The organism is Mesorhizobium sp. M1E.F.Ca.ET.041.01.1.1 (assembly GCF_003997355.1).
GTDB lineage: Bacteria > Pseudomonadota > Alphaproteobacteria > Rhizobiales > Rhizobiaceae > Mesorhizobium.
Genome location: NZ_RZSL01000189.1, coordinates 1 through 10,118, shown reverse-complemented (window position 1 = coordinate 10,118; position 10,118 = coordinate 1). Strand labels below are relative to the sequence as shown.

Below are 10,118 nucleotides of genomic sequence, written 5' to 3'. Positions count from 1 at the left end.
GGATAGCGGACGAGGCCCCGATCGACCGGGTTCACGTTGGTGAAGTCGTCTGCGGAAAGCGGATGCCGTTTTCGGACCCCGCGTGGCCAGCGGTCATCGAACGCCTGGAGCGTGGCGGAAAACAGGTGGTGCTGTCCACGCTGGCCGCGCCGGCGACCGCTCGGGAGCGTAGAAGCGTCGAAGATCTTTGCGGGGACGAGCGGCTGGTCGAGATCAATGACGTGTCTTGCCTGCCGTCACGCTCCGGCAAACCCTTCGTCACGGGTCCGTTCCTGAATGTCTACAACGAGGCTTCCGCGAAATTCCTGATCCAACTCGGCGCGCAAACGATCTGCCCGCCCATGGAGTTGTCGTTTGCAGCGATCGGCGTCATGGCTTCGAAATGTCCGGAGGCTGAGTTCGAGATTTTTGCGTTCGGGCGGTTGCCGCTCGCCCTTTCCGGACGGTGTTATCACGCTCGGATCCACGGCCTTCATAAGGATTCGTGCCAGTTCACCTGCGAAAAGGATCCCGACGGTCTCTCGGTCGATACGCTCGACGATCAGCAGTTCCTCGCCGTCAACGGCGTGCAGACCCTTTCCAATCAGCTGCAAGCTTTCTGCCCTGCGCCAGGCGCGCTCGTCTCAAAGGGCGTCAGGCGCCTTCGTTTGTCTCCCCAGACATGCGACATGGTCGAGGTTGCGAGGATTTACAGGCGACTTGCCGATGGCAAAGAGGAGCCTGGAGGTGCCCGCTTCGCTCTCTCGTGCCTCGATCTGCCCGGTACACTGGTCGACGGGTACGCCCACGCCAAGCCCGGATGGCACGCAACCGCCCCGGCCTGACGGAAATGACCCAGATTGCAATCGTGACCATCTCAGACCGTGGAAGCCGCGGCGAGTACGAGGATCTTGGCGGGCCAGCGATCGAACGCTGGCTTCGCCGTGTCCTGGCAGAGCCCTATGATTTTGTTCGTCGCATCGTTCCCGACGGCCTGGAGAGTGTCCGTGACGTGCTCATCGAGCTTTGCGACCAGGCAGGCGCCGATCTGATCCTCACAACAGGTGGAACCGGTCCCTCGCCGAGGGACCTCACTCCGGAAGCCATGCGGCAGGTCATCACCAAGGAGTTGCCCGGTTTCGGCGAGCTCATGCGGCAGGCAAGCTTGCAGCATGTGCGCACGGCCATCCTTTCACGTCAGACCGCAGGAGTCCGCGGCCGATCGCTGATCATAAACCTGCCCGGGAAACCGTCTTCCATCGACGTGTGCCTCGACGCTGTCTTTCCCGCCGTGCCTTACTGCCTCGAGCTCATCGGCGCGGGCCGGATCTTGGTGGATCCTTCTGTTTTGGGATGATCCGCCTCACAACCCGGCGCGGTCGCTCCCATCCTCAACCTATCGCCGCAAGGACGCGCTCTGGCGAAAGCGGCAGTTCCGTGAGTTCGATGCCCAAGGCGTTATTCACGGCGTTGACGACCGCCGCCGCCACCGGGATCGTCGCAATCTCCCCAACGGCCTTGGCGCCGAAGGGCCCAGTGGGTTCGCCCTCTTCTACGAGCAGCACGCGTATAGGCGGCATCTCGGGCGCATTCGCCAGCGTGTAGCGGCTGAAACTGTCGCCGCGCATCCGGCCGGTGGCGCGGTCGATTGCGACATCCTCGTAGAGCGCATAGCCGATGCCGATCTGGATTCCGCCGTGGATCTGGCCCTCCACCAGCATCGGGTTGATCGCCCTGCCGATATCATGGACGGCTAGGTAGTCTGTAACCTTTACGCGACCAGTAAGTCTGTCGACCTCGACCTCCGCGAAATGCGCCGCATATGAGCCCGGATTGGCCTGGGCGCGATAGCTTTCGGTTGCCGCCGGCAGTTCGATCCCGCGACTGACCAGGCGGGCGGCGAGGTCCGGGAGCGCGATGCCGACGTCGTCCCGGCAATGTATCGCGCCGGCTTCCAGACACAGATCGTCGGCTGGCGTATTCAGCTCCAGGCCCGCGGCCGCGCGGATCGACCTTGCAAGAGCGACGCCAGCGCGACGGATGGCTTCCCCGCAGATATAGGTCATGCGGCTGGCCCGCGTGCCGAGATCGTAAGGACAGGTATCGGTATCGGCGGGAACGATGACGATGTCGGACGCCTTCAACCCCAGCGTCTCGGCTGCGATCTGCGCCAGCGTCGTGTCAGCCCCGCAACCGAGATCGTGGAGGGCGCAGACGAGCTCGGCCCGCCCGTCCGGCAGCAGCCTCAACAATGCCGTGGTTTCTTCATGGAAGCCCGGGTAGCAGCCATTGATATGGGTAGCCGAGGCAACCCCAACCCCTCGGCGCCATCGCCCTCGCCCGACGCCCTTCCGGTAGCGTCTGGTCCAGCCGAACGCCTCGGCGCCACGCGCCAAGCACTCTCTGCCGCGGGCGTTCCCGACATCGAGCCCCTGCCAAGGCTCGATCGCCCCCGGGCCGACGAGGTTTCTGTGGCGCAGGGTCACCGGATCCATCCCCATTCGGCGGGCGGCTATATCCAGCGAGATTTCCGCTATGGTGTGAATTTGCGGCGAGCCGTAGCCACGGAACGCGCCTGCCGGTACAGTGTTCGTATAGACCGCGCGGCCGCTATAGCGCTCCGCCGGTACGTCATAGAGCCGCACCAGCCGCTGAAGCATCGAACTGGGCAGGTAGTTGCCGCCTGTGCAGTAGGCGCCGATGTCGACAAGCGTATAGGTCTCGCGCGCCAGGATTCGGCCGTCGACACCAAACCCGATACGCATCCACCCCGTGACGCCGGAGCGCGTCCGGGTAGCAGTGAATGTCTCATTCCGGTCGTAACGAATGATAATCGGCCGACCGAGCTTCAGGGCGAACAAAGCGCACAAAGGCTCGAGGATTGGCTCTGCCTTTCCCCCGAACGAGCCGCCTATCGGAGTCTTTTGGACCCTTATCTTCTCGGGAGGCAGGCCGAGCGCCTGCCCGACGACCGCCTGAACCGCAAAGACACTCTGGCACGGCGACAGGATCAGGATGCGACCGCTGGGCTCGGGCCTGGCGATACAAGCATGGGTCTCTACCGCACAATGATGGCTGCGCGGGGTCGTGACGCGGGTTTTGACGATCAGATCGGCGGCCGCGAAGCCAGCCTCCGGGTCGCCGTACACGAAAGTCTCGCCGGCTACGGGGTTCAAGAACGTTGGGGTATCGTCCTCGCGCAGCGGCAGTCCCGCATGAGCGAGGGCTGCCTCAGGATCAAAGATGGCGGGAAGGTCGACATAGTCGACCTCGATCAACCTCGCCGCACGGCGTGCGATTTCTTCCGTATCGGCAACCACCGCCGCCACCCGATCGCCAATGTGGCGGACGACTTGCGGAAACATCTGTTCGTCCTCCAGCGCCTTCTGCCCCGAAAACCATATCGAGCTGTTATAAAAGTGAGCCGGCGTGTTGCCGTGCCAAAACACCTCATGCACCCCCTCGACCGCCAACGCGGCCCTGGGGTCGACACGAGCGACTCGAGCATGATGACGGGTGCTCAGCACGAGCGCACCGTGCAGCAGACCTTCGACATCCAGGTCGGCGGTGAAGCGCAAAGCACCCGTGACTTTCGCGACACCGTCAACCAGCGGCACGCGGCGCGACAACTGATTCATTGCACCACGTCCTCAAAGACTTGGTCACGCGGGCTCAGTCCCACCGCTTGCGCGATCAGGTCGAGCCCCAGCCCAGAGATCGCGCGACGCTTGTAGGCTTGCGAATTGCGACCCGGGATCGCCGCATCGACATCGGCGGCCAAAGCTGCAAGAAAATCGCGCAGTGTGGCATGTTCGAGTTTTCTGCCGGCGAGCGCCGCCTCCGCGATCCGCAGACGCAGCGGCCGAGGCCCCAGCGCTCCTGCGGCGATTCGGACATCGCCAAAACGACCATCCTGAAACTCCGCCAACAGCGCGATGTTGAGACGCGAGATGCTCAGGTCCAGCCGGGGTCCGAGTTTGACAAAAGCGCTGTGTGGAAGGAGGCCGTCGCGCGGCAGTATCACTTCCGCGATCAGGCATCCGCTGTTAGGCGCGTAGTCGCAAATTGCGAGCTCGCGCGACGCGCCGTCACGCCCGATGCATCCCAGGCGGGCATTCGCTGCGACCAGGACGGGCACAAGGTCGGCGGCCGGGGCGGCATTTGCGATGTTGCCGCCGATGGTTGCCCGGTTGCGGATCTGAACAGACCCGCATTGCGCGGCAGCCTCGGCAAGGGCAGGCAGTCGTAATGCAAGCCCGCGATCCGCGGCGATCGCGGCAACAGTCGTGGTGCCACCGATACGGATGCCGCCATCATCGGCATAGATGAAGGCCATGCCCGCTATGCGTGAGAGATCAATCAGCAAGCCGCCTGTAGGCATCGGGCGGCCCGCTATGAGCATGTCCGTCCCGCCGCCGATGAAATTTATCGTTCCCGCTACTGCGGATAACAACGCCCGCAACTCCATCGTGTCGATCGGTGTGGCCACTGACAGCTCGCCCATCAACGAGCCGCCTCGCGCGCGGCAGCGTGGGCGGCAACAGCTCGAACGATGGTCTCGAAACCCGTGCAGCGGCAGATATTGCCTGCCAGCGCATGGCGGATCTCGGCTTCGGACGGACTGGATTTGTCAAGCAAGAGCCCTTCGGCCGCCACCAGCATCCCCGGCGTGCAGTAGCCGCATTGCACTGCGCCCAATTGCAGGAACGCATCTTGCAGGCCGCTACTTCCGCCGAGTCCTTCGACTGTAGTGACTTCGCGCCCCGCGGCCTGCAAGGTCAGCATCAGGCAGGAGTTGATCGGCTTCCCATCCAGCAGCACTGTGCAGGCTCCGCACTCCCCTTCGCAACAGCCTTCCTTGACGCCTGTCAGGCCAAGGACGTCGCGGAGAAACCCGCTTAACCGCAAGGCTGCCGAAACCTCCGTCTCGACCGCTTGGCCGTTGATTTCCAAAGACACTCTCATGGCGGGGAACGCTCTCGCATCTGATGTTTAGATGGCTTGCCCTGAGTGGCAGCTCATGCCAGCAGGTCGTGCCGCCGAGCATTGATCTTGATCATCAGCCGCCGCAGCAGCAGTCGCAGCCGGACGACAGCGATCTCTTGATCTCAACGCGCCAAATATCCGGCCCTTGCTGCAGGTATTCCCAATCGAACAGGCCAGGATATCTGGCTTCCATCTGATAGCGCAAAGGCCGCGGATCGTGATCGTTCACGATTATGAACGACTGCCCCTCGGCCAACGCATGGACCATTCCGAATATTCGAGGATGGCGTTCCATAGGCAAGATGGCGCGTACGTCGAGCTGGGGCGGGGATGCGACTTCTGATGCAGACATGTTCACACTTTCCACTGTTGCGGAAAGCTGCCGAACAGCCGACTCTCCGATCCAGCCTAAGAATCTAGCCCGGTCGAAATCCGCCTATTTGTCGAAGCGCAAACAATTCGCAGAAAGTGCGCTCGGTAAAGACCGGTTGCGAATGCCCGACCGTGCAGGACCCCGACATACATCTTAGAAAGCGTAGCGCGCGATCGGGTCGCCGCCCAGCTATGCGACAGAGATGAGCCAGAAGACGCGGAAGCGAGTCCACGGTCCTGAATCGGAACGCCTCTGCGCGTTCGCATAGACCATACAAACCCATCCGGGGCAGCGAGGATCTCACGGACCTCCTTCGACTTTGACGCACGGATTACATGCTAGCCGGGGTCATCTCTTGCCGCATCGCTGCCCACCGCTCGTGACGCAAACACCCGCGTCGTTTGATCGTTGCGGCGTAGCGCCGCGCAGGCCCGATAGCGGCGCGCATGAATGGCGGAGTGGTTTGTGACGTCGCTGCGCATAGTGTCACTCACGGCCGTGGCGAACCGAGATGGAGGCAGATGTCGGCTCCGCCCACCAGTGGTGACGCGATGCCCACATAGAGTGAATTGGCCGAGAACAGGGTACGACCACGAACAACAGCGCAGCCCAGGCTGGCTCTCGCTTGCGTTGCGTTCGGTCTCGCGCTGACGACCAACCAATGAACCAAGGGAATCGCTGCTCGAGGCGCTATGCCGTGGGCAAAGAGGAACGAGAAATTCTCGAAGAATGCGACAGCACCGCCGTTGGTCGGGCTTCAGTTTAGAACTCTTCTAAACTACTGTTTTCGCTTGACTCTCCGACAGGGGGAGTGGAAAAGCGCGCATTAACATGATCTTTTTGGGAAGGTATTTGGTCCGACACGAAACACGCTGTCGGAGGGTTGGCTTTTGTAATCGAGAAACAAGGACACGAATAACGATGCAAACTGTCAAGGCGGCGCTGATCCTGGGTCTGTTGATCGGCGGAACCGGTCAGCTTCTGGCCAAGGAGATTCCTGTTGGCACCCCGCAGATGGTGGCAGGCATGGAGATTGGCGCCGTCTACCTCCAGCCTATAGAGATGGAACCGGAGGGGCTTATGCGTCCGGCCAAGGACTCCAATGTCCATCTGGAGGCCGATATCAAGGCTGCGAAGGATAACAAGAACGGCTTTGCCGAGGGCGACTGGATGCCCGACCTCCTCGTCTCCTACGAGTTGACGCATATGGACAACGGCCATGTCCAGAAGGGCGATTTCATGCCCATGGTGGCCAATGACGGGCCGCATTACGGCGATAACGTCAAGCTCGACGGCGCCGGCAAGTACAAGCTGACGCTGACCATCTCGCCGCCCTCCGCCAATGCGCATGCACATTTCGGGCGCCATGTCGACAAGGAGACGGGCGTTGGCGAATGGTTCAAGCCGTTAACGATCGATTTCGATTTCGTCTATGCCGGCACTGGCAAGAAGGGCGCGTACTGACCCGATGAAGATGAGCGCGCGGATCACTGCAGTTCATGCCGGGGTGGTCTTGGCACTGATATCATCTGCCGTGCTGGCAGATGACGATCCCACCTTCCGGATCGAGTTCAAGGACGGCGCGATCTCGCCGCTCCGCCTCGAGGTGCCGACCAATAGACGCATCCGGCTAGACCTGGTCAATCTCGGCGACATGCCTGCCGAATTCGAAAGCTTGGAATTGCGCAAGGAGCGTGTTGTCGCGCCACACTCCGAAACGGTAATGGTCATCCGCACACTCGATCCGGGCCAGTATCCGTTCTTCGACGATTTCCACCCCGGCGCAGCCCCAGCCGTCCTTGTCGCCAAATAGCGGTTAGCAGGTACCGTTGCCATGAGCATGCAGGATTTCAACGTTATCTTCGTCATCTGGCGCGAGTGCATCGAGGCGCTGCTTGTCATCGGCATTCTAAACGCTTGGCTTGGACAGCGCCCGGCGGCCCAGCGCCGCGCAGGACGGGTTTGGCTTTGGTCTGGCGTGGGCATCGGCTTGACCGGCGCCGTCGCGCTGGCCGCTCTGCTTCTGACGGTGGGCGATGCGCTGAGCGACGATGCGCAGGAGTATTTCCAGACGGTCATCGTCCTGCTTGCCGCGGCGCTCATCGTGCAGATGGTGTTCTGGATGCGCCGCCGCGGCCGCACGTTGAAATCCGACTTGCATGCGTCCTTGAGCGAAGTAGCGGACCAATCGAATTGGCTCGGCGTGTTCGCGCTGGCCGCGCTGGCCGTACTGCGCGAAGGCAGCGAAGCGGCTGTCTTCCTCTATGGAACGATGGCTGGTGTCTCGGCCACAAACCTCGGCGCGGCACTCGCTGCGGGGCTCGGCATCGTGGCCGCGCTCGTCAGCTATTGGCTGTTGCAACTCGGCGGCAAGGTGCTCTCGTGGCGGACTTTCTTCCAGGTGACGGAGGTGATGCTCCTGTTCCTGGCCGGCTCTTTGCTGCTGTCGGGTATCGACCATCTGATCTCGCTAGGGCTCCTGCCGTCACTGTCGAGGCGGCTGTGGGATACGTCGCTCCTGTTGCCCGACAGCGGCATGGCGGGTGGCCTGATATCCGGCCTGATCGGCTATCGCGCCCGCCCAGTTCTAATAGAACTGCTCACCTTCGCAGCCTACTGGGCTTTGGTCACATGGCTTCTGTACAGACCCCACTCCATCCAGCAGGCCTAGATCCGCAGGCAAGCAGTCGCATACAGGCAGGCATCGCGCGCGTCGGCCTTTGGTTGCGCGACCATCAGGCAGCAATCCGGCGTGTCCAATGGACGATCATCGTGGCCTATGTGGCCCTGCTGATCGCGCCCTTACTCGCGCCGATGCCGACGCGGCTGTCGCATATCTGGTCCAACGCCGTACTATTCGCTCAATTCGTCTTCTGGGGCATCTGGTGGCCCTTCGTGCTGGTCAGCATGGTGCTGGTTGGCCGTTCCTGGTGCGGGCTGTTCTGTCCCGAAGGGGCGCTTGCGGAAGCAGCCAGCCGCCACGGACTCGGCCGCGCCATCCCGCATTGGATAAAGTGGAGGGGATGGCCCTTCGTCGCCTTCGCCAGCACGACGATCTACGGCCAGATGGTCAGCGTCTACCAATATCCCAAGCCTGTCATCGTCGTGCTAGGCGGCTCCACTTTGGCCGCCATGGTCGTCGGCTTCCTTTGCGGTCACGACAAGCGCGTCTGGTGCCGCTATCTCTGCCCGGTCAACGGTGTCTTCGCGCTGCTCTCGAAGCTCGCGCCGCTGCATTACGCGGTCGACAACGAAGCGTGGCACGCATGGCGGCATCGGCCGGGAAAGCCCCCTCCCTTCGTCAATTGCGCGCCACTGGTGCCCATCCGCACCATGCAGGGCGCATCGGCCTGCCATATGTGTGGACGCTGCGCAGGATTCAAACAGGCGGTGGCTCTGGAAATACGCTCTCCGTCGCATGAGATCGTCCACGTCGCGGGTGGCGAACCGAAGCCCTGGGAGACATTCCTGATCGTGTTCGGGCTGATGGGGTTGGCGGCGGGCGCGTTTCAGTGGGCATCGAGCCCGCTGTACGTGACCGTGCGGCAAAAGCTTGCAGAATGGCTGGTCGAGCATGGCGGCATCACGCTGATCGAACCGCGGCTGCCCTGGTGGATCCTCACCAACTATCCAGACCAGAACGACATGATGACGCCGCTGGATGGCGCTCTCATGATCGGCTACCTGCTGGGCATCGCCTGTCTCACCACCACTGCCGTGGGCGCGGCACTTGCCCTGTCGACGCGGGCACTCGGCCCTTTCCGGATCGCCCGATTCCATCACCTTGCCCAGTGCCTGATACCCATGGCTGGATGCGGCTTGTTCCTCGGCCTGTCGATGACGACCGTGACGCTGCTGCGCTCGGAGGGGCTGTCGCTTGGCTTCGTCGGCGCGCTGCGCATGAGCCTGCTAGGCGGCGCAACTCTCTGGTGCCTGTGGCTCGCATGGCAGGTTTCCGCCTGTTATTCGGCCTCGACCGCGCGCAGGCTTGCCTCTAGTGCTGGGATTAGCGCTGCTGTGCTATCCGGAGCCTTCAACTGGTGGCTCCTCTTCTGGGCATGGTAAGGCACTGCAGGAAGCGCCTCCCGAAATGGGCGAACAGGCCCCAACAACGCTCGGCGGAATAGTTTCGGTATTGGCTGCCGTCCTCGGAGGGCAGCGCGTCTTGAAGGAGGACGAGCGCATCCATCAAGACATTAACAATAGTTTTGCCGACGCGCTGGAAAATTGCGACGCTCAGCCTGCCAACGGATCTGTTTTGATACGTCCTTATAATCATCAGGCGGTTTTGTCAGAGTCTGCCCGGTCTCTTAAACCTCGACATAACATCTTACCCGACCGACGGAGGAGACCGGACGGCATGAAGCGCAGTCCGCTGATCTTCCATCCGGCCGGCGTATTCTTCGCCCTCGCCGCCATGGTCGCGGTCATTCTGCCATGGCTGTGGCTGCTGCCGTTGGCGGATCCCGGGCAGGCGCATGTCCGCTTGGGAATATTCGGCTTTGGCGGCATGGCGGTCTCCGGCTATCTTCTGACCGCGCAGCGCGCGTGGACCGGGGCGGAGCCTCCTCTGCCGACGCTGGGGCTGGCTACCTTGGCTTTGGGCGCGCGAATGCTGGCGCTGGCGGAGCCAGAGGCGGTCTGGCTGGCATCCCTGCCCTTGCTGGTCGTCGCGCTGGCGATCCTGTTTCCCGTTATGCGGGCGAGGCGCTGGGACAAGATGCCGCTTGCTCTCGTGCCACTCGGCCTGGTGATTGCAGAAGGGGCATTGGTCCGACAT

The 10,118-nt window shown here is 62.4% G+C and carries 11 protein-coding genes; 7 read left to right on the top strand and 4 right to left on the bottom strand.

From position 1 onward, the window contains the following. Nucleotides 1–824: U32 family peptidase (locus tag EOA38_RS17105; RefSeq protein ID WP_127299768.1), on the top strand; the 824-nt coding region annotated here is incomplete at its 5' end. Between the two features lie 5 nt (nt 825–829). Then, nucleotides 830–1,336, top strand: a complete 507-nt coding sequence (mog, locus tag EOA38_RS17100) for a molybdopterin adenylyltransferase (RefSeq protein ID WP_127299769.1) — start codon at nt 830–832, stop codon at nt 1,334–1,336. Between the two features lie 34 nt (nt 1,337–1,370). Here mog and EOA38_RS17095 read toward each other — a convergent pair whose 3' ends face one another. From EOA38_RS17095 to EOA38_RS17080, 4 genes are all read right to left on the bottom strand, one after another. Continuing rightward, entirely contained in the window at nt 1,371–3,617 is a 2,247-nt protein-coding gene (locus EOA38_RS17095) for a molybdopterin cofactor-binding domain-containing protein (protein WP_127299767.1), read from the bottom strand. Beyond that, the gene (locus EOA38_RS17090) at nt 3,614–4,483 is read right to left on the bottom strand and encodes an FAD binding domain-containing protein (protein WP_127299766.1); all 870 of its coding nucleotides are present in this window, start codon (nt 4,481–4,483) and stop codon (nt 3,614–3,616) included. Before EOA38_RS17090 ends, EOA38_RS17095 begins: the two co-directional genes overlap by 4 nt. Then, the gene (locus EOA38_RS17085; RefSeq protein WP_245480859.1) at nt 4,483–4,938 is read right to left on the bottom strand and encodes a (2Fe-2S)-binding protein; all 456 of its coding nucleotides are present in this window, start codon (nt 4,936–4,938) and stop codon (nt 4,483–4,485) included. The genes EOA38_RS17090 and EOA38_RS17085 overlap by 1 nt, the downstream gene beginning before the upstream one ends. A gap of 100 nt (nt 4,939–5,038) precedes the next feature. Then, entirely contained in the window at nt 5,039–5,317 is a 279-nt protein-coding gene (locus tag EOA38_RS17080; protein WP_127299764.1) for a DUF2249 domain-containing protein, read from the bottom strand. A gap of 942 nt (nt 5,318–6,259) precedes the next feature. Between EOA38_RS17080 and EOA38_RS17075 the strand changes: the two genes are divergently transcribed. From EOA38_RS17075 to EOA38_RS17055, 5 genes are all read left to right on the top strand, one after another. Then, nucleotides 6,260–6,802 carry an iron transporter gene (locus tag EOA38_RS17075; protein WP_127299763.1) on the top strand — a complete coding sequence of 181 codons (543 nt, stop codon included), beginning with the start codon at nt 6,260–6,262 and terminating at the stop codon, nt 6,800–6,802. After that, the gene (locus tag EOA38_RS17070) at nt 6,771–7,151 is read left to right on the top strand and encodes a cupredoxin domain-containing protein (RefSeq protein ID WP_127299762.1); all 381 of its coding nucleotides are present in this window, start codon (nt 6,771–6,773) and stop codon (nt 7,149–7,151) included. Before EOA38_RS17075 ends, EOA38_RS17070 begins: the two co-directional genes overlap by 32 nt. Before the next feature lie 21 nt (nt 7,152–7,172). Beyond that, the gene (locus EOA38_RS17065) at nt 7,173–8,009 is read left to right on the top strand and encodes an FTR1 family protein (RefSeq protein ID WP_127299761.1); all 837 of its coding nucleotides are present in this window, start codon (nt 7,173–7,175) and stop codon (nt 8,007–8,009) included. Continuing rightward, entirely contained in the window at nt 7,970–9,403 is a 1,434-nt protein-coding gene (locus EOA38_RS17060; RefSeq protein ID WP_127299760.1) for a 4Fe-4S binding protein, read from the top strand. Before EOA38_RS17065 ends, EOA38_RS17060 begins: the two co-directional genes overlap by 40 nt. A 25-nt stretch (nt 9,404–9,428) precedes the next feature. Further along, nucleotides 9,429–10,118: NnrS family protein (locus tag EOA38_RS17055; RefSeq protein ID WP_145965983.1), on the top strand; the 690-nt coding region annotated here is incomplete at its 3' end.